The organism is Halanaerobium saccharolyticum subsp. saccharolyticum DSM 6643 (assembly GCF_000350165.1).
In the GTDB taxonomy this organism is placed as follows: domain Bacteria; phylum Bacillota; class Halanaerobiia; order Halanaerobiales; family Halanaerobiaceae; genus Halanaerobium; species Halanaerobium saccharolyticum.
Genome location: NZ_CAUI01000015.1, coordinates 213,280 through 235,442, shown reverse-complemented (window position 1 = coordinate 235,442; position 22,163 = coordinate 213,280). Strand labels below are relative to the sequence as shown.

The window sequence follows — 22,163 nt, the reverse complement described above, 5'->3', positions numbered from 1 at the left end:
AGTCTTTATGCACAAAAAATTACTTGTATGTGGAATAGCATTATTTTTTATTTTTACTCTAAGCAGTGGAGTATTTGCTCAGATGGGATTAGAATCAATGATTTTAGGTTCTGACATAATGATGTCAGACTGGCAGTTAGATTATATCAGACCAATTGAACCTGGAGAATTAGAAAAAGGAGAATACCGGCTTACACCAATTATTGGGCGATTTGATTCTTCTGGTGAAACAAATTATTTTTCTGGTTCAATTTTAGATAACAGTAGTGATTACGACTCGATGTTTTATTTAATGGCACTTGATACTGCAGTTAGTGAAAATTTAATTCTTCATGGTAAATATTTATACAAGCCTTACAGTGAGTATAATGATGATGGTGATGAAAACAGAATGAGTTTACTAGATCTTTTTTTAGATTATGAATTTGAAAATGAAAATAAGATGTTTTTTGGTTTTAATAGAAGTTATAATAAAGATAAAGAATATAATTCTAGTGGTATTCTCAACAATGAAGAAGAAGACAAAACAAATTTTTATTACTTAGGTTTTGAAATCAGGGGATCATTTGCTGGAGATAATGAATAAAATTAATTACTTAATTAACTCCCTTAATTGGGAGTTTTTTTCTTTTCTAAAACTTGACATTTCAAATATTTAACTATATAATTTATAACCAATATATAATTAAATATAATGCTATCCCTATAGATAAATAAATAGCATTAATAAAGAAGTTTTAGTAAGAGTATAACATTTTGAGGAGGACAAAGTAGTGAGTAGAAATATTTATCTGAATGGAGAAATTGTCCCTGAAGATCAGGCGCAAATTTCAGTTTTTGACCATGGCTATCTTTATGGTGATGGAATTTTTGAGGGAATTAGAGCCTATAACGGGCGGGTATTTATGCTTGATCAGCATATTAAGCGCTTATATCAATCAGCTAAAACAATTATGCTGGATATTCCTTTAAACAAAAAAGAAATGGAAGCAGCAATTTTAAAAACAATTAGAGCCAATGATTTACAGGATGCTTACATAAGAGTAGTTGTCTCCAGAGGAGTTGGAGACTTAGGATTAGATCCCCGTAAGTGTCCAGAGCCTACAATAGTTATTATTGCCAGTGCAATTCAGCTTTATCCAGAAGAATTATATGAGACTGGTTTAAAATTAGTTACAGTACCAACTCGCAGAAACGGACCCGAGATGGTCAACCCCAGAATTAAATCACTTAACTATTTAAATAATATTATGGCCCGACTAGAAGCTAATATGCAGAATGCACCTGAGGCTATTATTTTAAACAGTGATGGCTATGTTGCAGAATGCACAGGGGATAATATCTTTATTATAGAAGAAGGTAAACTTTATACACCACCTAAATATGCAGGTATTTTAAAAGGAACCAAAAGGGAAGTAGTTCTTGAAATAGCAGCAGAAATGGGATTAGAAATTAAAGAAGAGCTATTTACAAGACATGATCTTTTTAATGCTGAAGAATGTTTCTTAAGTGGAACAGCAGCTGAGGTTATACCAGTAGTAGAAGTTGATGGCAGAACAATTGCAGATGGTAGTGTAGGCCAGAGAACCAAAGATCTAATAGCAAAGTTTAGAGAAATAGCAGGTTCAACAGGAACAGAAATTTATAATGATTAATTAAAATAAAATAGTGCTTTTCAATAAGAAGTGAGCAGCATAGGAGGAATAAAATGAGAAGTGATAAAATTAAAAAAGGAATCGAAAGAGCTCCCCACAGATCATTACTTTATGCACTGGGACTTGACGATGATGATTTAGATAAACCAATGATTGGTATTGCTAATTCAGCAAATGATATTATACCTGGTCACAAACACTTAGATAGAATTAAAGATGCAGTAGAACATGGTATAACAGCAGCTGGTGGTACAGCGCTAACTTTTTCCACAATTGGTGTCTGTGATGGAATTGCAATGGGCCACAGCGGCATGCATTATTCACTGGCCAGCCGCGAAATTATTGCAGATTCAGTCGAAGCCGTAGTTAATGGACATCAGCTTGATGGACTAGTTTTAATACCAAACTGTGATAAAATTGTTCCTGGAATGATGATGGCAGCAGCCAGATTAGATATTCCAGCAATAGTAATTAGTGGTGGACCGATGGAAGCCGGCAGTCACTGTGGTGAAGCAATTGACTTACACAATGTATTTGAAGCAGTAGGTTCAGTTACTTCTGGTGAGATGGAAGTAGAAGAATTAGATCAAATTGCACGCTCAGCCTGTCCGGGGGTCGGATCCTGTGCCGGGATGTTTACAGCTAATTCGATGAACTCTCTAGCAGAGGTCTTAGGACTTGCACTACCTGGTAATGGAACTATTCCAGCAGTTAAAGCTGATCGAATTAGACTGGCTAAAGCAGCAGGTAAAGCAGTAATGAAGCTGATCGAAAAAGACATTCGTCCTTCTGATATTTTAACAGAAAAGTCATTTGCCAATGCAATAACTGTTGATATGTCACTGGGATGTTCGACTAATACAGCTCTGCATTTACCAGCGATTGCGCATGAGGCAGGTATAGATCTTCCTTTAGATAAATTTAATGAAATTAGTGATCAGGTACCACATATCTGTTCTTTAACACCAGCAGGTAAAAATCATATGGAGAATTTAAACTCAGCTGGCGGTATTCATGCAGTTATTAATGAATTAGTTAAAGGTGATTTAATTAATTTAGATACAGTAACAGTAACCGGTCAGTCACTTAGAGAAAATTTAAAAGCAATTAAATTTGTAGATCACGAGATTATTAGACCACTGGATAATCCCTACCACGCAAGAGGAGGACTCTCTATTTTAAAAGGTAATCTTGCACCTGAGGGCTCAGTTGTAAAAAGAGCAGCAGTAGCAGAAAATATGATGGAGCACCGAGGACCAGCAAGAATTTATAATAGTGAAGAAGAAACAATAGCAGCTATTAATCAGGGAGCCATTAATCCAGGGGATGTAGTAGTCATCAAAAATGAAGGTCCCAAAGGTGGGCCCGGAATGAGAGAAATGCTGTCCCCAACCTCTGCCTTAGCAGGAATGGGACTGGATGATAGTGTAGCCTTAATTACTGATGGACGTTTTTCTGGTGCAACCAGAGGGGCAGCAATCGGCCATGTTTCACCCGAAGCAGCAGCCGGAGGACCAATAGCAGCTTTAGAAGAGGGCGACATAATTCACATTGATATGAATAAATTCATTCTGGAAGTAGAATTATCAGCAGAGGAATTAGCAGCCAGAATGGAAAAAGTAGAGCCTTTTGTGCCTGAGGTAACTGGTTATCTCAAACGTTATGCAAAATTAGTTGGTTCAGCTTCTAAAGGAGCGGTACTCGATTAATCAGACTCTCATTTTAGAGAAATATCAAAAAAATTAAAGATATTTTAAAAAAATGATTGATAAAAGGATATAAATTTAGTATAGTGTACAATATAAATAGAATATTAAATGAAGTTATAGAATAGCAAGTAGTCGAGAAGGGTTGGCTTCATTTAAGAATTTTATAAACTGAGATATTAAGGGAGTAGTATATCTATTTTTAGCTATTAGCTAAAAAATACTACTTAGACAACTGAAAGAACTATACTCGTATACAGAGAGAAGTTTATTTAATTTTCAGTCAATTTATCCAGTTTTAATTCTTAGATATTTTTCTGCCCTGAATAATTATTTTCAGGGCTATTTTTGTATCTATTTATTTTCAAAATTACAGCGGAGGTGAAATAATGCCAAAATTAAATGGTGGGGAAATAATAGTTGAATCCCTTAAAAAAGAAAATGTTGAGGCAATATTTGGATATCCGGGTGGTGCTGTTATTAACCTTTATGATGCCTTATATAACTCAGGTTTAAAACACTATTTAGGAAGACACGAGCAGGGAGTAGTCCACGCAGCAGATGGTTATGCTCGCAGTAGTGGGAAAGTAGGGGTTTGTATTGCTACTTCTGGACCAGGTGGAACAAATATGGTTACAGGACTGGCAAATGCATTTATGGATTCAGTCCCCCTGGTCGCTTTTACAGGACAGGTTTCAAGTTCAATGATTGGAAAAGACTCTTTTCAGGAGGCAGATATCACAGGAATCTCTTTACCAATTACCAAACACAACTTTTTAGTTACTGATGTTAATGATCTGGCAAAAACAATCAAGGAGGCTTTCTTTATTGCTAAAACAGGCAGACCCGGGCCAGTTTTGATCGACCTGGCAAAAGATGTAACCCAAAAAGTGGCAGAATTTAATTATCCGACTAAAGTTTCTCTGCCGGGCTATAGGCCTCAATTTGAAGGCCACAGACTGCAGGTAAATAAAGCAGCTAGAGCAATAAATAACGCCAAAAGACCGCTGCTCTATGTTGGTGGTGGAGCTGTAATCTCTGGAGCAGAAAAAGAAATTAGAGAGCTGGTCGATCGGGCTAAAATCCCAATAACCACAACTTTGATGGCACTGGGCATTTATCCTGAAGATCAGGAATTAGCACTTGAAATGCTTGGAATGCACGGAACTCAATATGCAAATAAAGCAACACTGGAAACAGATTTAGTTATTGCAATTGGTGCCCGTTTTGATGATCGAGTAACCGGCAGACTTGATGAGTTTATAGCTCAGGCCGATATTATTCAGATTGACATTGATCCAGCAGAAATCGGAAAAAATCTTGATGTAGAAATACCGATAGTTGGAGATGTCAAAGATGTACTGCTTGAGATTCTGCCCTTTATCGAGGCAAAAGAAAATGGAAAGTGGCAGCAGAGAATTAAAGAACTTAAAAGAAAATATCCACTTAAATATGAAGATGATGGTTCTGAGACTATCAAACCTCAGTATATTATGGAAGAAGTTGATAAATATACAAATGGTGAGTCGACTATAGTCACCGAAGTTGGCCAGCATCAGATGTGGGCAGCTCAGTTTCATAAATATAAGAAGCCGCGCCAGTTTATCAGTTCTGGTGGTTTAGGAACAATGGGTTTTGGTCTGCCGGCTGCAATAGGAGCTCAGGTGGGACAGCCTGATGAAACAATTATCTTAATTGCTGGAGATGGTAGTATTCAGATGAATATTCAGGAACTGGGTACAATCCAAACCTATAATGTTCCTGTAAAAATTATCATCTTTAATAATAAATATTTAGGAATGGTCAGACAGTGGCAGGAGATGTTTTTTGACAAAAGATATTCAGAAACTAAAATTCCAGCCCCTGATTTTGTAAAAATGGGAGAAGCTTATGGAATCTGGTCGAAGAGTGTTGAAAAGAAGTCAGAACTTGATGCTGCACTTAAAGAAGCAATGGAGCTTAAGGGACCAGCAATTTTAGACATCCACATTCCAGAAGAAGAAAATGTTTATCCAATGGTACCGGCTGGGGCCGGCTTAAAAGATATGATAGGGGGATAATTTATGACACATATTTTATCAGTTTCAGTATTAAACAAACCTGGTGTTTTAACAAGAGTTGCTGGATTATTTAGCAGGCGTAATTTCAATATTGAAAGTTTAAATGTTGGTAAAACCGAAAATCCTGAGATTTCCAGGATGACAATTGTAGTAAAAGGTGATCAAAAAGTATTAGAGCAGGTTACAAAGCAGCTGCATAAATTAATCAATGTCTTAAAAATTACTGAGCTTGATAAAAGTGCAATTGTGGAAAGAGATCTGATTTTAATCAGAGTTAAATGCACCCGCAAACAGCGCTCAGAAATTATTCAAATTGCTGATACATTTAGAGCTCAGATTGTAGACGTAGCACCTGACAGTTTAATGATTGAAGCAACAGGAACTGAAGATAAATTAGAAGCTTTAACAGAATTATTGAGGGATTTCGGTATAGCAGAATTTGTAAGAACAGGAATAGTTGCCTTAAGTAGAGGCCAGGCACAAAAAAAGAGCTAAATTTTTTTATAAATATAAATATAGAGAACATAAAGGAGAAGATAGAAATGAAAATTTATTATGACAATGATGCAGACCTAAAGTACTTAGAAGACAAAGTAGTAGCAGTTATCGGTTATGGTAGTCAGGGACATGCCCAGGCTCAAAACCTTAAAGATAGTGGAGTAGATGTAGTAGTTGGTTTGAGAAAAGAAAGTTCAAGCTGGCCCTTAGCAGAAGAAGATGGTTTTGAAGTCTTAACCACTCCTGAAGCAGCAGCTAAGGCCGACGTTATTCAGATTCTAATTCCTGATATTAAACAGGCTTCAGTCTTTAAAAATGATATAGAACCCAATTTAGAAGCAGGCAATGCACTGGTCTTTTCCCATGGCTTAAATATTCACTATGATCAGATTGTACCGCAGAAAGATGTTGACGTCTTTATGGTAGCTCCTAAGTCACCGGGTCATTTAGTGCGCAGACTATATGAAGACGGTAAAGGTGTTCCTGGCTTACTGGCTGTATATCAAGATTTTACAGGAAAAGCTTATGAGCTAGGTTTAGCTTATGCAAAAGGAATTGGTTGTACTCATGCTGGAGTTATTGAAACAACCTTTCAGGAAGAAACAGAAACAGATCTCTTCGGTGAGCAGGCAGTATTATGTGGTGGAACAACCGCACTTGTTAAAGCCGGTTTTGAAACCCTAGTTGAGGCAGGTTACCAGCCAGAAATTGCTTATTTTGAAGTTTTAAATGAACTTAAATTAATTGTTGATCTGATGTTTGAAGGTGGAATTTCTACCATGCGTGATTCAATTTCTGATACAGCTCAATACGGAGATTTAGTTTCTGGTCCTCGAGTAATTGATGAGCATGTAAAAGAAAATATGCAGGCAGTATTAGAAGATATTCAGACCGGTAAATTTGCTAGAGAGTGGATTTTAGAAAATCAGGCAAATCGACCTGTATTTAATTCCTTAACCAAAAAAGATGAAGATTCTCAGATAGAAGCAGTCGGACGCAAGTTGAGAAAGATGATGTCCTGGATCGACTAGTTATTCAGGATTTTAAGCAAAGGTGGTGAAAATTAATGGCTAATGTAAAAATATTTGATACAACCTTAAGAGATGGTGAGCAGTCGCCTGGAGTCACTTTAATTCCGGAGGAAAAATTGGCAATAGCTAAGCAGTTGGCTAAGATGAAGGTTGATGTCTTAGAAGCTGGCTTTCCAATTTCTTCTGAGGGAGATTTTAAAGCTGTTAAAATGGTATCAGAAAATGTAAAGGGAATAGAAGTAGCCGGATTGGCAAGATGCCGTAAAGGTGATATTGATCGAGCCTGGGAAGCTCTAAAAGATGCTGAAAACCCAAGAATACATGTCTTTATCGCTTCTTCACCGATTCATATGGAATATAAGCTGAAGATGACTGAAGAAGAGGTCATAAAAAGTGCAGTTGAGGGAGTAAAATATGCAGCTCAGTATACAGATAACATTGAATTTTCAGCTGAAGATGCCTCCCGCAGCAATGTTGATTTTCTGGCCCGCTTATTTGAAGCAGCTATTGATGCTGGCGCCAAGGTGATTAATATTCCAGATACAGTTGGTTATTCAGTTCCTTCTGAATTTGGCGCTTTAGTTAAGGGAGTCAAAGAAAAAACCCCTAATATTGATCAGGTAGAAATTAGTGTGCACTGTCATAATGATTTAGGGCTGGCTGTTGCTAATTCACTGGCAGCTATTGAAAACGGGGCGACTCAGGTCGAAGTTTCTGTTAATGGTATTGGTGAGCGAGCAGGTAATGCAGCTTTAGAAGAAATTGTAATGGCTCTCTATACCAGACATGATTATTATGGTCTGGATGTAACTCAAGATACAACCCAGATTGCACGTTTATCAAAATTGGTTGCTAATTCAACCGGTATTTCAATTCAGGCAAATAAGGCAATTGTTGGTGCTAATGCCTTTGCTCATGAGGCTGGAATTCATCAGGATGGTGTGATTAAGGAAAGAACTACTTATGAGATTATGGATGCCCAAACAATTGGTCTTGATCATAATAAGTTGGTGCTGGGTAAACACTCAGGCCGTCATGCTCTGAAGGATTTCTTAGATAAGTATGATTATGAGCTGGATGAGTCTAGTTTTGAAAGTTTCTTTAAGCGCTTTAAAGATTTAGCAGATAAAAAGAAAAATGTCAGTAATGCAGATATTATAGCTCTACTTGATAATGAGCTTTATGATTATGATAAAACTTATGAGCTGGAATATATTTCTGTTTTAACCGGTAAAGGTCTGCTGCCGACAGCAACTGTGAGGTTGAAAAAGAAAGGTGAAATTATTCAATCTGCAGCCTGTAATGGTGATGGCCCGGTAGATGCAATCTTCCAGACTATTAATGAACTAACAGATATGGAAAATATTAAACTGATGTCCTATAAGATTGATGCAGTAACAGAAGGTAAGGATGCACTTGGGGAAGCATTTATCGCTGCTGAGATTAATGGTAAACTTTATACAGGCCATTCTTCCCAGACTGATATTACTGAAGCCAGTGCCTCAGCCTATATTGAAGCAATTAATAAGTATTTAGTTTATAATAATGATAAGTAAATAACAGGCAGCCTGTTTACTTTGAGCAGGCTGCTAAAAAATATTTCAAAAATTATAATATTATAAGATTTTAAGGGAGTGATTTAAGTAAATGGGAATGACAATGATAGAAAAAATTCTTGCTGCCCATTCTGATCAAGATCAGGTTAAAGTAGGGGAAATAGTTAATGCCCGAGTTGATATGGTATTAGGTAATGATATAACTGCCCCGGTAGCAATTAAAGAATTTAATAAAATTGGTGTTGATAAAGTATTTGATAAGGAGAGAATAGCACTTGTTCCAGACCATTTTGCTCCAAATAAGGATATTAAGGCAGCAGAGCAGGTAAAAGTAGTTAGAGAATTTGCCCAAAAATATGATATTACAAATTATTTTGAAGTAGGCCAGATGGGAATTGAGCATGTATTATTACCAGAAAAGGGTTTAACCTTACCTGGAGAAATTATAATTGGAGCTGACTCTCATACCTGTACATATGGTGCGCTTGGTGCTTTAGGAACTGGAGTAGGTAGTACTGATATGGCAGCAGCGATGGCAACAGGAAAGGCCTGGTTTAAGGTTCCTCCGACAATAAAAATTGTCTATAAGGGAGAACTTAAGCCTCATGTCAGCGGCAAGGATTTAATTCTTTATACAATTGGTAAAATTGGGGTAGATGGAGCTCTCTATAAAGCAATGGAGTTTACAGGAGAGGCCATAGAAAATCTTTCTATGGACGGCCGGCTGACAATGTCCAATATGGCAATTGAAGCTGGAGGCAAAGCAGGTTTAATTGCAGCAGATGAAAAGACTGAGGCCTATTTAAAAGATAGAGCTCAGAGAGAATATACAGTAGTCAAGCCAGACGAAAATGCAGAATACGAAGAGGTTATAGAAATTGATGTCAGCCAGATTGCACCACAGGTTGCTTTTCCAAGTTTACCAGAAAACACTAAAGGACTTGATGAAATTGAAGAAAAAATAGAAATTCATCAATCTGTAATCGGTTCCTGTACCAATGGCCGCATCGAAGATTTAAGAGCAGCAGCAGAAGTATTTAAAGGTCAAAAAGTACACAAAAATGTGCGCTGTTTAGTATTCCCGGGAACTCAGGCAATTTACAAGCAGGCAATGCACGAAGGGATTTTTGATATTTTCATTGATGCAGGTGTAGCAGTTTCAACTCCTACCTGTGGACCCTGTTTAGGTGGACATATGGGTATTTTAGCTGATGGTGAGAGAGCTATCTCAACAACTAATCGTAACTTTGTTGGGCGGATGGGCTCAACCAACAGTGAAGTATATCTAGCAAGTCCAGCTGTAGCAGCAGCATCAGCAGTTAAAGGCTATATTGCTGGTCCAGAGGAGGTTAAATAATGAAATTAAAAGGAAAAGTATTTAAATATGGAGATAATGTAGATACAGATGTAATTATTCCAGCCCGTTATCTAAATTCTTCAACACCGGAGAATTTAGCGGCTCACTGTATGGAAGATTTAGACGAAAATTTTGCTGATGAGGTAAGTAAAGGCGATATTATTGTCGGGGGTAAAAACTTTGGTTCCGGATCATCGCGGGAACATGCTCCCTTAGCCATTAAATATGCAGGAGTTTCCTGTGTAGTAGCAGAAAGCTTCGCCCGTATTTTTTACCGTAACTCAATTAATATCGGGCTCCCGATTTTAGAGGCACCAGCAGCTGTTCAGGCTGTCGAGGCTGGCGATAAGTTAGAAGTAGATATTGACCAGGGTAAGATTAAAAATTTGCGTACAGGTGAGACCTATCAGGCTGCACCATTTCCACCTTTTATGCAGGAAATTATTAAAGATGGCGGCTTAATTGAGCATATAAAAAAGGAGATGGTATAAATGAGTAATATAGCATATATACCGGGGGATGGAATTGGCGAAGAAGTTACCCGGCAGGGAATTAAAGTTTTAGAATACTTAGATGGAGTTTATAACTTAGGTTTAAAATTCGAAAAGTTTGATCTGGGTGCAGAAAGATATTTAAGAACTGGTGATATTCTGCCAGATGATGTTTTAAATAAGCTGGAAAGCTTTGATTCAATTTATTTAGGTGCTGTTGGTGATCCCAGAGTTGAGCCGGGAGTTTTAGAAAAAGGAATTCTTTTAAAACTTCGCTTTTACTTTGATCAGTACGTAAATTTACGTCCAATTAAACTTTATAAAGAAGAATTTTCTCCACTAAAAGGTAAGGGACTTGAGGATATTGACTTTACTGTGGTTAGAGAAAATACCGAAGGAATTTATGCTGGCATTGGGGGCTTTTTAAAGAAGGATACTCCAGATGAAGTAGCAACTCAGGAGATGATTTCTACCCGCAAAGGTGTGGATCGGGTTATTAAATATGCTTTCGAATACGCTCAAAAATTTGGTAGAGAACCGAAGTTGACAGTCTGTGATAAAAGTAATGTTTTAACTTATGCGCATAATCTCTGGCAGCGTTCTTTTAAAGAAATGGGAAAAAAGTATCCTGATGTAGAGCAAAATCACTTTTTGGTAGATGCAATGACTATGAAAATGGTTCGCAACCCTGAAGTATTTGATATAGTTGTTACCTGTAATATTTTTGGTGATATTATCACTGATCTAGGTGCAGAACTGCAGGGTGGTATGGGAATGGCTGTTTCTGGTAATATTAATCCAGAGAGTATTTCAATGTTTGAGCCTGTTCATGGAAGTGCACCTGATATAGCAGGTCAAAATATAGCTAATCCCCTGGCAGCAGTTTTAGCAGCTGGAATGATGCTTAGAGAACTTGGTTATGGCAATTTAACACCAAAGGTTGAAGCAGTAGTTAAGCAAGCACTGGAAAATAAGATGGTAACTGCAGATCAAGGAGGAGACTTAAGTACAGATGAAGTTGGAGATTATTTAGTTAAGACTCTCAAAAGCAATGAAGAAGGTGAGTAGTGATGCAAAATGGGATTAACACTTTATGATACAACTTTAAGAGATGGTTCACAAGGAGAAGGAATTGCTCTTTCTTTAGATGATAAGTTAAGAATAACCAGACAGCTAGATCGTTTTGGAATTGATTTTATCGAAGGTGGCTGGCCAGGTTCTAATCCTAAGGATGAGGCATATTTCGAAGAAGTACAGAATATGAATTTAGAAAATGCAAAAATAGTTGCTTTTAGTTCAGCAAGGCATCCTAATATGAAGGTTGAAGAAGACACAAATATTTTAAAACTGCTTGAGGCAGGAGTAGATTATGTAGCTATTTTTGCAAAAGGTTGGGATCTGCATGTAAAAGAGGCACTGCAGGTTCCACTGCAGGAAAACCTTAAGATGATAGAAGATACAATTTCATTTTTAAAAGAAAATGGTTTAAATGTTTTCTTTGATGCCGAGCATTTTTTCGACGGCTATTTAAGTAATCCAGAATATGCTTTAAAGGTTTTAGAAACAGCAGCTGAGGCTGGGGCTGATTTATTAGTTTTATGTGATACTAATGGTGGTATACTTCCCTCTCAGGTCAGAACAATTATCAAAGATGTTAAAAGCAAAATTGACATGGATATTGGAATGCATGCTCATAATGATGGTGAGCTAGCTGTTGCCAATTCAATAGTCGCTTATGAAGAAGGTGCTGTTCAGTTTCAGGGTACAGTAGGGGGTTTAGGTGAGCGCTGTGGTAATGTTGATTTATGCAGTTTAATTCCAACTTTACAGCTTAAATATGGAGAAAAGTTGGTTACTGATCAACAGTTAAAACAGTTAAAACCTCTCTATTATTTTGTGACTGAGACTGCTAATTTAATTCCTAGAAACAATAAACCTTATGTCGGTAAAAGTGCATTTACTCATAAAGGTGGAATCCATGTTAGTGCAGTTCGCAAAAATCCGCATACTTATGAACATATTGAGCCCGAATTAGTGGGTAATGAGCGGCGGGTTTTAGTTTCAGAACTGGCAGGAAAATCTAATTTATTATATAAATTAAAAGAAGTTGGTTTTGATTTAAATGATTTTTCTGATGAAGTGATTAAAAAACTGATTAAAAAAGTTAAAAAATTAGAGAATCAGGGTTATCAGTTTGAGGGGGCAGAGGCTTCTTTAATTTTGATGGCTTTTAGAGAATTTAAAGATTATAATTCGTTTTTTGAAATTGAAGATTTTAGAACCAATAGTATAAATAAGGATAATCATACCTATTCAGAAGCAGTTCTTAAAATGACAGTTAAAAAGCAAAAAGTTCATATAGCTGCTGAAGGTGATGGTCCTGTAAATGCCCTTGATAATTGTTTCCGTAAAGCTTTAGTTTCATTTTATCCGGAAATCACGGAAAGCAAGCTAATTGATTATAAGGTAAGGGTTTTAAATGGAAATGATGGTACTGCTGCTAAAGTAAGAGTTTTAATTGAGACAGCAGATCTGGAAAAATCATGGACAACTGTTGGAGTTTCTACAAATATTATTCAGGCCTCCTGGGATGCTTTAGTAGATAGTATTGAGTATTTACTTTTAATAAAAGAAGGAATCAGAATAATTTAATAAGAATAAGTAAGCAGCTGTGGATAAATTCTACAGCTGTTTTTTTATGCAAAGAAAATCTGTATAGCTTCACTAATAAAAATAAATATTATTTACAAAAATTAACAATTATATAACTATTAATTTATATTTTTTCTAATTAATTACAAATTTTTGCAGGAATAACTTTTTAAGCCTTGAATTAAGTATTAGCAAATATATATTTTACATTTTTTATATATTTATATAAAAAAAGGAAATTTATTAACTTCAAAATCTAAAGAAGGTGAAAGATATCCAAAATTTTTGTGAATATTTATTTAAAAGCTGTTCTTTTTCAGAATCTAAACGGCTAAAGTTAAAGCGTTTTTCAGAAAATAGGGAAATAAAAGAAATAATAGATTATCTTAGGTCAGAAACTATTTTAAAAGAAAATGATTTACTGCAGGCGATTTCTGATTATTTTGAGGTTGAAATTTATCAAAATTCTAATCTAACAATTAAAAAAAATAAAGCTCGAGAATTGGGAATAGCTGAGGTTCACAAATATAAAGTAATTTTAATTAATAAAACAAAAACCCTTATATCTTTTGCCAGTGTTTATCCACCTGATTTATTTTTGCAGGAAAAATTGAAATTTAAATATAAAACTAAAATTAAATTTTATTTAATGACAGAAAGTGAATTTTCAGAGGCAGAAAACCTTTTATACAGCAGTTATTTTAAAATTGACCAGAGAGAAATTTTAAAAGATCTTGGTGATTTTAAAAAAATAGACAGCAGAGATATTGACAGTTTAAAAAATATAGTTGAAGATGCACCTGTTGTTAAACTTTTAAATAAAATATTAACAGAGGCAATTTCTTTAAATGCAAGTGATATTCATCTTGAGCAGAAAAAAGATTATTTTAAAATTAGATATAGAATTGACGGAATTTTAAAAAATTATTACAGTTTACCAGTAGAAATAGCTGCAGCAGTAATTTCAAGAATTAAAATTATTTCGGGAATGGATATTACAATTAGACATTTACCTCAAGATGGTAAAATGGATTTTAATTTTCAGGAAGAAGTTTTTGATATTAGAAGCTCGGTTATTCCAACAATTTATGGGGAAAAAGCTGTTTTAAGATTGCTTTTAAGAACTGAAAAATTATTAGATTTAAAAGAATTGAATTTTAATAGTGCTAATTTAAAAAGATTTAAAGAAATCCTTAAATTTAAATCAGGAATAATCTTACTCTGTGGGCCAACTGGAAGTGGCAAAACTACAACTCTTTTTTCAATTTTAAAGCAGCTAGCTGCTGAAGATAATAATATTATTACAGTCGAAAATCCAGTTGAATATAAGTTAGATTTATTAAATCAGATTGAAATTAATGATGCCCAAAATTTAACTTTTCCAACTATATTGAGGTCAATTTTAAGACAGGATCCAGATATAATTATGATCGGAGAAATTAGAGATAAGGAAACTGCAGAAATAGCAGTTAGAGCTGCTGTTACAGGGCATCTTGTTTTAAGTACAATCCATACTATAGATAGTATTTCTGCAATTTACAGGTTAATTGATCTTGGGATCGCTCCCTATTTAATCAGCAGCACAGTAAAAGCAGTTATAGCTCAAAGATTACTGAGGAAATTATGTCCTAACTGTAGAAAAAAAGTAGAAATAAAGTATTTGACTAACAATCTTTTTGATTTAACAGAAATAGAATATCTTTATCAAGCAGTTGGCTGTGAAAATTGTAGTAATGGTTATCTCGGTCGAACAGCTGCTGCAGAGATTTTACTAATCAATGATCACTTAAAAAGTTTAATCAACCAAAATGCTGATTATTCTGATTTAAAAGAAGAAGCAGCTGCTTCTGGAATGCTCAGTTTATATGATTCAGCCTTGATAAAATTGAAAAAAGGCATAGTGTCTCAGGCAGAAATGCTGAGAGTTATTGAACTAAATCACTAAAACTTGAATAACTAAACTTGAAAAAAATTTAAATAATTAAATTTGAATAATAAAATTTGAACAAAAAAATTTGAACACTTACTAGGAGGCGATAATCATCTTTAAACAAAATGAATTTGACCTTAAATTTTTCGCCTCACAGCTGAAGATAATGCTAAAATCTGGTTTAAATTTAAACAGATCTTTGATGATTATCTCCAAACAGACAAAGAATAAAAAGCAGCAAGATATATGTAATGAAATTTTAAAAAATATCGAATCTGGCTTAACTCTTGCTGAAGCCTTAGATCGGGAGAAAATATTTACTAAACTTTTTACAGCAGTAGTCCAGGCCGGGGAGAAAAGTGGAAAACTGGTAGAAGTTCTGGCAAGTTTAGAAAACTACTATAACAGCAGAGATGATCTAAAAAAAGAAATAAAAAAGGCCTCTTTTTATCCTATAACTGTAATAATGACAATATTTTTAGCAGCAGTTTTTATCTTTAAATTTGTTTTACCTGTATTTGTAGATTTATTTGCTGAATTTAATGGTGAGCTGCCCTTGATTACAAAAATTTTTTTAATAATTAGTAAAGCTTTTAATAACTATTTCATTTTAATAATAATTTTCATAATCTTTTTAATAATATTACTGGTGCTGATTTACAAAAGCAAAAAAAGAGAAGATTTAAAGAGCAAATTTTTGCTTAATATTCCCTTTTTTTCAGTTCTGTATAAGGATTTAATTTTAACTCAGATAGCTGTCTATTTATCTTTACTGCTGAAAAGTGGCTTAAAATTAATTTCTGCTCTGGATTTATTAAAAAATATTATTACAGACTACCATTATCAAAAATTTATTCAAAATACAGCTTTAAATATTTCTAAAGGGGCTTCTTTGACAGAATGTTTTTCTGATAGTAAATATATACCCGATCTTTTTTACTATCTTTTAATGACTGGAGAAGAAACAGCCCAGATGGAGACCATGTTGGAAAGAGCAGGTGATTATTATTACCAAAAATTAAAAGAAGAAATTGAAATAATGCTGCAGTATTTAGAGCCCTTTTTAATAACATTAACTGCAATTTTTGTTGCTTTACTTGCTGCAGCAGTAATTATGCCGATGTTTCAGATTTATTTAATTATTTAAAGACAGAAACAAATGGAAACCAAAAATAGAAAGGGATTATATAAATGTTTAGTATTTTCAAAATTGATAAGCAGAGAGTTCTGGATTCTGAAGCAGGTTTTACTTTAATTGAGCTTGTAATTGTAATTGTGGTTTTAGGAATTTTAATGTCAATGGCAGTGCCAGCTCTAAGTGGGGTAAAAAATAAAGCAGATACAGCTGTTGCCAAAGCAGACCTGCATAATATAATGCAGAGTCTGGAGATGTATTATCTAGACGAGGGAGAATATCCAGCTCAGGTAACAAAAGGAGATATGGAAACTGTTGCCGCAAATTTAGATGAGTTAAATATCAAAAATGAAGCCTCTGCTTATGATTATGTAACTGATACTGATAGTGGAGCTCAAAAGTATTTAATCTCTTATGAAGCAGCCTCTGATGAATTCTATTATATTTCAACAGATGAATCATCATTAACCGGACCTGAAACTACAGCACCTTCATTATAGCAAATGAAAAAACATGAAAAAGGCTTTAGCCTAATTGAGTTATTGCTGGTGATTACAATAATGGGGGTTTTATTTACTATCAGCTATCAGCCACAGTTTAAAAATGATTTTCAGGTTGAACAGCAGATTAAAAGTTTGGCAGCAGATTTGCGCTGGGCTAGAAATAAAGCTATTTTAGATAATCAGACCTATATTTTTAGAATTTATACAATCAAAGAAAATAGTGACTCGAACAAAATCCCCTATTATTTCTATACCAAAGAAGATGGTCATAAAACCATTAAGAAAAAAGGTTATTATTCTTCTGATTTAATTTTATATAAAACATTAAGCTTAAAGGTTGTAGATAGTGATTATTATGAATGGATTCGATTTAACAATACTGCAACCGCTAGAGGAGGTACAATAGGCCTGGCTAAAGCTTATTCTGGAGCCAAAAAATATAAAGTTATTACAAATCAACTGGGGAGGGTTCGAGTTGAAAAATAATGCAGGGTTTTCACTGCTGGAGGTCATTATAACAATCTCACTTGCAGGTGTTGTGTTAGCTGTAATGAGTAGGACAATTAAAACTGGTCTTGAGGTTCAGAGCTTTTTAGCAGATAAAAATGCTGCTATTAATTGGACTGAATCAGTTCTGGAAGCTTATAAAAATAAAAATGTGATTGAAGAAGGAATTGAAAACAGCAGCAGTGATTTTATCAAGGATCTAGAAATACTAGAAAGTGAATCACTACCAAAAAATTATGAGATGACAAAAGTTGAAATAATCCCGTATAGTAAAGATGGGATTAAATATGATGGTTTATATAGTTTAAAGATTGAAGTCCAATTTAAATGTAGAGATAAGGAGCAGCAGAATGAACTTTTTAGTTTACTGCAGAGATAAATTAAAAGAAGAAGCTGCTTTTAGTCTGCTGGAAATGATGCTTGTAATTACTATTTCTTCTCTGTTGACCGTGATTTTCATTCAGTTAATAACTGATCTTTATCAAAACAATGATTTTTTTAGTTTAGAAAATGCCTGGCAGCTTGATGCTTATCTAGCAGTTGATTTTATTGCAGACCAAATCAAAAATTCTACCAAAGTTGAAATAATAAATGAGAATGAAATAAACATATTTAGTTATTATAATCAAGAATATCAGTGGCTAAAATTTAGCATCTATCAGAGTAGTGGAAATAATAATCTTGGTCGGTCAATTGGTAGTGATCAGCTTAATTTTAAAGATTTTGGTAGAAATCTTTCCCTGCTTGATAAAGTTGAAGATCTTAAATTTGAAATTATTGAGCCGGGCTTATTAAAAGTAACATTAGCAGTTAAAGCAAAGAGCACCAAAAAAGTCGAAAAATTAACTGTGAGTAGACTAATTAAAATATAGAACTCAAAAGTGGGTAATTAAGATGAAATTAAAAAATCAATCAGGCTATGTTTTATTTCTGAATTTAATTTTGATAACTTTAATTGCACTTTTTATACCTTTGCTGATCCAGGAGCAGAAAATAAACTACAGAATTTTGAGCAGTCGAATTAAAGCTGCTCAGAATAAAGAGGCTGTAGAATCAGGACTGCAGTATCAGCTTTATGTTTTGAAAAAAGATAATCTGCTCTGTGATGAAATGATAATGATTAATAATAAAATAAAGCTAAGAATTAAGGGAGAGGAGGATCAAGATTTTTTTTATTTCTATACTTATCTGGATGATTTGATTCCCTATACTGCTGAAATGAAGATTGATAAAGGTGATTTAAAAATATTAGATAAAAAAATATATAGGAGTGAATAGTTATGCTTAATAATTATTATTCAGTGACAATCCCTGCCCAAAATACTCTAAAAAATCTAGTTGTTAAATCTAAAAATGATCAGATACATTTTATAGATGGGATAAATGAAATATCATCAATTGGTAAAATAAAAAAATTAAATTATAACTGCCATTATATTATTTTATTACCGGCAGCCTCTTTATTTTATCATTCAGCGCCTCTAAAAGAGAAAAATCCTTATAGAATAAGTGAAGACAATATTTTGAGTAAATTTGCAGAAGTAAAAGAAAATTTCGAAGAAGAATATTACTATGATTATTTAGAAATCGTTTCTGATCAAACTAAAGCAAGAGAAATCAAATTTTTTGCAGCAGATAAAAAATTACTAGATAATTTAACCAGAAATATGGATAAATATAAAAACAATTATTTAATATCAGCTTTGCCAGTAGCCATTTTTAATACAACAAATAAAGTTGTTTCAGCAAATAATTATTTGCTGTATTATAAGATTAATAACAGCTACACAATTCTTACAGCGGTAGATAAAAAACTTGATTTACTGCAGGCTTCTATTTTAGAAAATGATTTAGAGACTGAAATTGATAAAACTCAAAAATATTATTTAAATAATAAAAATATTAACTTAAAGGTCTTAGAGGGTAATAGTAATTTACTTCATTTAGAAGAATTTATGGAGCTGGAGGATGATGATTTTGTATTTTTAACTGCAATGCTCTGGAGTATTGACAAATGTCAGTAATTTTTAAAGAAAAACATTATGATCAACTATCAATCTTACTTAAAAATATAGCAGTCATTATTATAGTTTTAGTAATCTTGCTAACTGGATTTAATTTCTTTTTTAAAAATAAAAACAAGGTACTTAGCAGCAGTTTAGAAAGCCTAAACCGAGAAGAATTGAAATATCAGGTTTTAATAGACAATTCTAAAAATAGGCATTCTCAAATTGCAGCAGATAAATATTTTGATTTACTAATAAAGCTGGCTCAATATGCAGAAAACATAGCTCTTAGTTCAATTTATGCCAAAGATAAAAAAATTAATTTAAATGCAGTTAGCATGAATCAGAAAAATATTTTTGAATTAATAAAGAACTTAAAAACAGATCAGAAGTTTTCAGATGTTAAATTACTTAATATCAGCCACAGAGATAACTATTATTTTCAGCTTGAATTAACGATCCTCAATAGAGGGGTGGAAAAATGATAATCAACCGCAAACAATTATTGAGGATCATATTAATAATACTACTACTTTTTATTCTGATTTTTCAGGTTATAAAAACTAAAGAATTTTCGAATAAAAAAGAACTACTTCAAGCTGAAATAATGAAACAACAGCTGCTAAATTTTAATTTAAAAAATGAACACCTAAAAACCATCAATAGCAAAACAAAAGTAGCTGCAGCAGAAAACGATATAAAAGAAAGTACTGCTCAGATATTAGCTGAGTTAAAGACTTTTAATTTAAAACTTATTGATTTCAGCAGTGCTCAAACTGAATTAACTTTAAATCTAAATGGCAGTTTTCATTCCATTTTAAATTTTATTTATTATTTAGAATCTGAAATGAATCAGTTTAAAATAGCAGAGTTTAAAATAAAAAATGGTGAAAACGATTTATTTTTCTTTTTAAAATTAAAAAATGAGCTGATTAAAAATGAAAAAGATATTTTCTAATAAAATATTTTCTAATAAAAAGCTGATTTTAATTTTACTAATTATTATTCTAACAATAGTTTTATTATCAAATTATATTAAAACAGCAGAAATTTCCTTATTTGAGCTGTTTAACAAAGACGAAGCACTGGCAGAGAGCTTATTCTTTAAAGAAGAACAAAATAAATCAGCAGCAGTTAAAAAGGCTAAAAATGATGCTGAAACCAATAAAGCAGAAACTAAAGAAGTAGCTATTAAAAATGTAAATAAAGAAGCTAAAATAGAAAGTATAGCTTTAATCAGTGAGATAAAGGATCCCTTTAATCAAAAAGAAAATACAGAAAATATTATTCAGGATAATAAATCTTTTAATAAAAATACTAAGCAGGATCTATTATTTTTAGAAAAAAATATTATTGCAGAAAACTTAAAGTCTCTAGATAAGGGTAGTGCTCAAGTTTTAAAACAGAATCAAAAAGCTGGAGCAGATAAAGATCATGAGCTAAAAGAAACAAATAATAAATTAAAACAAAATATAAAACTGCCATTTAAACTGCTTGGAATAATAAAAAATAAAGATAATTCTGCTGCACTTTTTCGCTATCAGGGCAAAAATGTTTTAAAGAAAGAAAATGAACAAATTGATATATATAAAATAAAAGAAATTAATAATAAAGAGATAAGCTTAATTTATCAAAATGAAATAAGAATAATCAAGCTCTGGGAGGAGGGGGCAAATGAAGGTTAAACATAAACAGTTATTTCAAATCTTAATTTTAGTTATTTTTTTATTATTTTTATCTGCTTTTATTAAGATCGAGATCAAAGCTGCCGAAGAAATGGTTTCAATAAATTTACGAGATGTTGAACTGGAAACCGCTTTGATTATGTTGGCAAATACTGCAGATAAAAATTTGATCTGTGATAGTTCAGTTGCAGGCAAATTAACAGTTATTTTCAATGATATTCCTTTTGATAAGGCATTGAATTTAATAACTGATAGTTTCAATTTAGATTACAGCTTTGAAAATGAAATAATCTATGTCAGTACAGCAGAAAAATTTGCAGCAAAAAACAAGATTTTTACCAGTAAAAATTTTAAATTTAAAAACTTAAGTTCTGAAGCGGCTGCAAAAATATTAAGAGATAATTTTGAAGAAATTAAAATAATAGATTTAAATAGTGAGGGTTTAATAGTTAACTGTAGAGCAAAAGATTTAAAAGAAATTGAAAAAATTAGTACTTTGATTGATCGGCCGCAAAAACAGATTATGATTAAAGCTAGAGTTGAAGAAATAAGCAGAAGCAAAATCAAAGAATTAGGCATCAATCCAAATCAGCTTTCAGAATTAAAAATTATAAAAAATGAGAATGGAGATGTTGAAAAACTAAAGCCCAGCTGGCCGGAAACTCTAAGAGCATTAAATGAGGAGGGACTATCAAATATTTTAGCAAACCCGAGTTTAATGACTGTTGATAGAAAAAAAGCAAAGCTTATTATTGGAGATCAAATACCAGTTAAGTTAGAAAGAATAGAAGCTGAGCAAACGGTATCCACAATTAGTTATATTGAGGCCGGTATAGTTTTAGAATTTTTGCCTAAAATATTAAATGAAAATGAAGTTCTTTTAGAAATAAAACCATCTGTAAATAGTATAGGCCAGGTTTTAGCAGATGGTCTTCCAGCGGTTAATTCTCGTAGTGCTGAAACCACAGTGATTCTAGAAAATGGAGAGACTCTTGCAATCGGTGGTCTGATTAAAAAAGATGAATTGAAAAGCGTAAGAGAAATTCCAATTTTAGCAGAGATACCAATTTTAGGAAAGTTGTTTTCGGCTGAAGAAAAAAACAATATTGAAACAGAGCTCTTAATCTTTATTACTCCAAAAATAATAAATGCCAAAAAGAAGATTAATCCAGAAAAAATAAAAGCCAAAAAGAAGGAGATTAAGGGGGAAAAGAAGAATAATATTAATAGAGAATTTAAAACACTTACTGATAAAGAAATAAAAGAAATCCTAAATAAATAGAAGGATATTTATAGTCTTTAGAGAAATTTAATTCAGGGGCAACCCTGAATTTTTCTCTAGATATAGCTTTTAGAAGATTAAATTGATGAGGAGAGGCTGTTGATTAAAT

Annotated in this window: 23 protein-coding genes; all 23 read left to right on the top strand. The window is 33.1% G+C overall.

The window, feature by feature from the left end; translation table 11 throughout:
• The first annotated feature begins 7 nt into the window (after positions 1–7).
• Positions 8–586, top strand: a complete 579-nt coding sequence (locus HSACCH_RS06430; RefSeq protein WP_005488715.1) for a hypothetical protein — start codon at positions 8–10, stop codon at positions 584–586.
• Between the two features lie 187 nt (positions 587–773).
• Entirely contained in the window at positions 774–1,655 is an 882-nt protein-coding gene (ilvE, locus tag HSACCH_RS06425; RefSeq protein WP_005488714.1) for a branched-chain-amino-acid transaminase, read from the top strand.
• Positions 1,656–1,708: 53 nt separating this feature from the next.
• Positions 1,709–3,364 (top strand): dihydroxy-acid dehydratase, encoded by a 1,656-nt coding sequence (gene ilvD / locus HSACCH_RS06420; protein WP_005488713.1) that lies wholly within the window; start codon positions 1,709–1,711, stop codon positions 3,362–3,364.
• A 386-nt stretch (positions 3,365–3,750) separates the two neighbouring features.
• Entirely contained in the window at positions 3,751–5,421 is a 1,671-nt protein-coding gene (ilvB, locus tag HSACCH_RS06415) for a biosynthetic-type acetolactate synthase large subunit (RefSeq protein ID WP_005488712.1), read from the top strand.
• A 3-nt stretch (positions 5,422–5,424) separates the two neighbouring features.
• Complete coding sequence (gene ilvN, locus HSACCH_RS06410) at positions 5,425–5,916, top strand: acetolactate synthase small subunit (protein WP_005488711.1); 492 nt, start codon at positions 5,425–5,427, stop codon at positions 5,914–5,916.
• A gap of 47 nt (positions 5,917–5,963) precedes the next feature.
• Positions 5,964–6,950 carry a ketol-acid reductoisomerase gene (ilvC, locus tag HSACCH_RS06405; RefSeq protein WP_005488710.1) on the top strand — a complete coding sequence of 329 codons (987 nt, stop codon included), beginning with the start codon at positions 5,964–5,966 and terminating at the stop codon, positions 6,948–6,950.
• 35 nt (positions 6,951–6,985) lie between these two features.
• Positions 6,986–8,506: a 2-isopropylmalate synthase gene (locus HSACCH_RS06400; protein ID WP_005488708.1), complete on the top strand. Its 1,521-nt coding sequence runs from the start codon at positions 6,986–6,988 to the stop codon at positions 8,504–8,506.
• A 91-nt stretch (positions 8,507–8,597) separates the two neighbouring features.
• Entirely contained in the window at positions 8,598–9,863 is a 1,266-nt protein-coding gene (gene leuC, locus HSACCH_RS06395; protein WP_005488707.1) for a 3-isopropylmalate dehydratase large subunit, read from the top strand.
• Positions 9,863–10,354 carry a 3-isopropylmalate dehydratase small subunit gene (gene leuD / locus HSACCH_RS06390; protein ID WP_005488706.1) on the top strand — a complete coding sequence of 164 codons (492 nt, stop codon included), beginning with the start codon at positions 9,863–9,865 and terminating at the stop codon, positions 10,352–10,354. The genes leuC and leuD overlap by 1 nt, the downstream gene beginning before the upstream one ends.
• The gene (locus tag HSACCH_RS06385) at positions 10,355–11,422 is read left to right on the top strand and encodes a 3-isopropylmalate dehydrogenase (protein WP_005488705.1); all 1,068 of its coding nucleotides are present in this window, start codon (positions 10,355–10,357) and stop codon (positions 11,420–11,422) included.
• Positions 11,423–11,431: 9 nt separating this feature from the next.
• Positions 11,432–13,006, top strand: a complete 1,575-nt coding sequence (gene cimA, locus HSACCH_RS06380; RefSeq protein ID WP_005488704.1) for a citramalate synthase — start codon at positions 11,432–11,434, stop codon at positions 13,004–13,006.
• 265 nt (positions 13,007–13,271) lie between these two features.
• Complete coding sequence (locus HSACCH_RS06375; protein WP_005488703.1) at positions 13,272–14,951, top strand: GspE/PulE family protein; 1,680 nt, start codon at positions 13,272–13,274, stop codon at positions 14,949–14,951.
• 91 nt (positions 14,952–15,042) lie between these two features.
• Positions 15,043–16,083: a type II secretion system F family protein gene (locus tag HSACCH_RS06370; protein WP_327049758.1), complete on the top strand. Its 1,041-nt coding sequence runs from the start codon at positions 15,043–15,045 to the stop codon at positions 16,081–16,083.
• A 44-nt stretch (positions 16,084–16,127) separates the two neighbouring features.
• A complete protein-coding gene (locus HSACCH_RS14185; RefSeq protein ID WP_005488701.1) occupies positions 16,128–16,571 on the top strand; it encodes a type II secretion system protein in 444 nt (147 codons plus the stop codon).
• A gap of 3 nt (positions 16,572–16,574) precedes the next feature.
• Positions 16,575–17,060 (top strand): prepilin-type N-terminal cleavage/methylation domain-containing protein, encoded by a 486-nt coding sequence (locus tag HSACCH_RS06360; RefSeq protein WP_040477170.1) that lies wholly within the window; start codon positions 16,575–16,577, stop codon positions 17,058–17,060.
• Complete coding sequence (locus HSACCH_RS06355; RefSeq protein ID WP_005488698.1) at positions 17,050–17,460, top strand: type II secretion system protein; 411 nt, start codon at positions 17,050–17,052, stop codon at positions 17,458–17,460. Before HSACCH_RS06360 ends, HSACCH_RS06355 begins: the two co-directional genes overlap by 11 nt.
• Positions 17,432–17,953, top strand: coding sequence for a pilus assembly FimT family protein (locus HSACCH_RS06350; RefSeq protein ID WP_005488697.1), 522 nt, complete (start codon positions 17,432–17,434; stop codon positions 17,951–17,953). The genes HSACCH_RS06355 and HSACCH_RS06350 overlap by 29 nt, the downstream gene beginning before the upstream one ends.
• Before the next feature lie 22 nt (positions 17,954–17,975).
• Positions 17,976–18,359: a hypothetical protein gene (locus HSACCH_RS06345; protein WP_005488696.1), complete on the top strand. Its 384-nt coding sequence runs from the start codon at positions 17,976–17,978 to the stop codon at positions 18,357–18,359.
• Positions 18,360–18,361: 2 nt separating this feature from the next.
• Positions 18,362–19,105 (top strand): hypothetical protein, encoded by a 744-nt coding sequence (locus tag HSACCH_RS06340; protein WP_005488694.1) that lies wholly within the window; start codon positions 18,362–18,364, stop codon positions 19,103–19,105.
• The gene (locus HSACCH_RS06335) at positions 19,096–19,572 is read left to right on the top strand and encodes a PilN domain-containing protein (RefSeq protein WP_005488693.1); all 477 of its coding nucleotides are present in this window, start codon (positions 19,096–19,098) and stop codon (positions 19,570–19,572) included. Before HSACCH_RS06340 ends, HSACCH_RS06335 begins: the two co-directional genes overlap by 10 nt.
• Entirely contained in the window at positions 19,569–20,045 is a 477-nt protein-coding gene (locus HSACCH_RS06330) for a hypothetical protein (protein ID WP_005488691.1), read from the top strand. Before HSACCH_RS06335 ends, HSACCH_RS06330 begins: the two co-directional genes overlap by 4 nt.
• Positions 20,026–20,772, top strand: coding sequence for a hypothetical protein (locus tag HSACCH_RS06325; protein ID WP_005488690.1), 747 nt, complete (start codon positions 20,026–20,028; stop codon positions 20,770–20,772). The genes HSACCH_RS06330 and HSACCH_RS06325 overlap by 20 nt, the downstream gene beginning before the upstream one ends.
• Complete coding sequence (locus tag HSACCH_RS06320; protein WP_005488689.1) at positions 20,762–22,054, top strand: type II secretion system protein GspD; 1,293 nt, start codon at positions 20,762–20,764, stop codon at positions 22,052–22,054. The genes HSACCH_RS06325 and HSACCH_RS06320 overlap by 11 nt, the downstream gene beginning before the upstream one ends.
• The last annotated feature ends 109 nt before the right edge of the window (positions 22,055–22,163 follow it).

Bases quoted from the DNA above. Each gene is read 5' to 3' on its own strand.
- HSACCH_RS06430 (WP_005488715.1), top strand. From the start codon at position 8: ATGCACAAAAAATTACTTGTATGTGGAATAGCATTATTTTTTATTTTT.
- ilvD (WP_005488713.1), top strand. From the start codon at position 1,709: ATGAGAAGTGATAAAATTAAAAAAGGAATCGAAAGAGCTCCCCACAGA.
- ilvB (WP_005488712.1), top strand. From the start codon at position 3,751: ATGCCAAAATTAAATGGTGGGGAAATAATAGTTGAATCCCTTAAAAAA.
- ilvN (WP_005488711.1), top strand. From the start codon at position 5,425: ATGACACATATTTTATCAGTTTCAGTATTAAACAAACCTGGTGTTTTA.
- ilvC (WP_005488710.1), top strand. From the start codon at position 5,964: ATGAAAATTTATTATGACAATGATGCAGACCTAAAGTACTTAGAAGAC.
- HSACCH_RS06400 (WP_005488708.1), top strand. From the start codon at position 6,986: ATGGCTAATGTAAAAATATTTGATACAACCTTAAGAGATGGTGAGCAG.
- leuC (WP_005488707.1), top strand. From the start codon at position 8,598: ATGGGAATGACAATGATAGAAAAAATTCTTGCTGCCCATTCTGATCAA.
- leuD (WP_005488706.1), top strand. From the start codon at position 9,863: ATGAAATTAAAAGGAAAAGTATTTAAATATGGAGATAATGTAGATACA.
- HSACCH_RS06385 (WP_005488705.1), top strand. From the start codon at position 10,355: ATGAGTAATATAGCATATATACCGGGGGATGGAATTGGCGAAGAAGTT.
- cimA (WP_005488704.1), top strand. From the start codon at position 11,432: ATGGGATTAACACTTTATGATACAACTTTAAGAGATGGTTCACAAGGA.
- HSACCH_RS14185 (WP_005488701.1), top strand. From the start codon at position 16,128: ATGTTTAGTATTTTCAAAATTGATAAGCAGAGAGTTCTGGATTCTGAA.
- HSACCH_RS06360 (WP_040477170.1), top strand. From the start codon at position 16,575: ATGAAAAAACATGAAAAAGGCTTTAGCCTAATTGAGTTATTGCTGGTG.
- HSACCH_RS06350 (WP_005488697.1), top strand. From the start codon at position 17,432: ATGAACTTTTTAGTTTACTGCAGAGATAAATTAAAAGAAGAAGCTGCT.
- HSACCH_RS06345 (WP_005488696.1), top strand. From the start codon at position 17,976: ATGAAATTAAAAAATCAATCAGGCTATGTTTTATTTCTGAATTTAATT.
- HSACCH_RS06340 (WP_005488694.1), top strand. From the start codon at position 18,362: ATGCTTAATAATTATTATTCAGTGACAATCCCTGCCCAAAATACTCTA.
- HSACCH_RS06335 (WP_005488693.1), top strand. From the start codon at position 19,096: ATGTCAGTAATTTTTAAAGAAAAACATTATGATCAACTATCAATCTTA.
- HSACCH_RS06330 (WP_005488691.1), top strand. From the start codon at position 19,569: ATGATAATCAACCGCAAACAATTATTGAGGATCATATTAATAATACTA.
- HSACCH_RS06325 (WP_005488690.1), top strand. From the start codon at position 20,026: ATGAAAAAGATATTTTCTAATAAAATATTTTCTAATAAAAAGCTGATT.
- HSACCH_RS06320 (WP_005488689.1), top strand. From the start codon at position 20,762: ATGAAGGTTAAACATAAACAGTTATTTCAAATCTTAATTTTAGTTATT.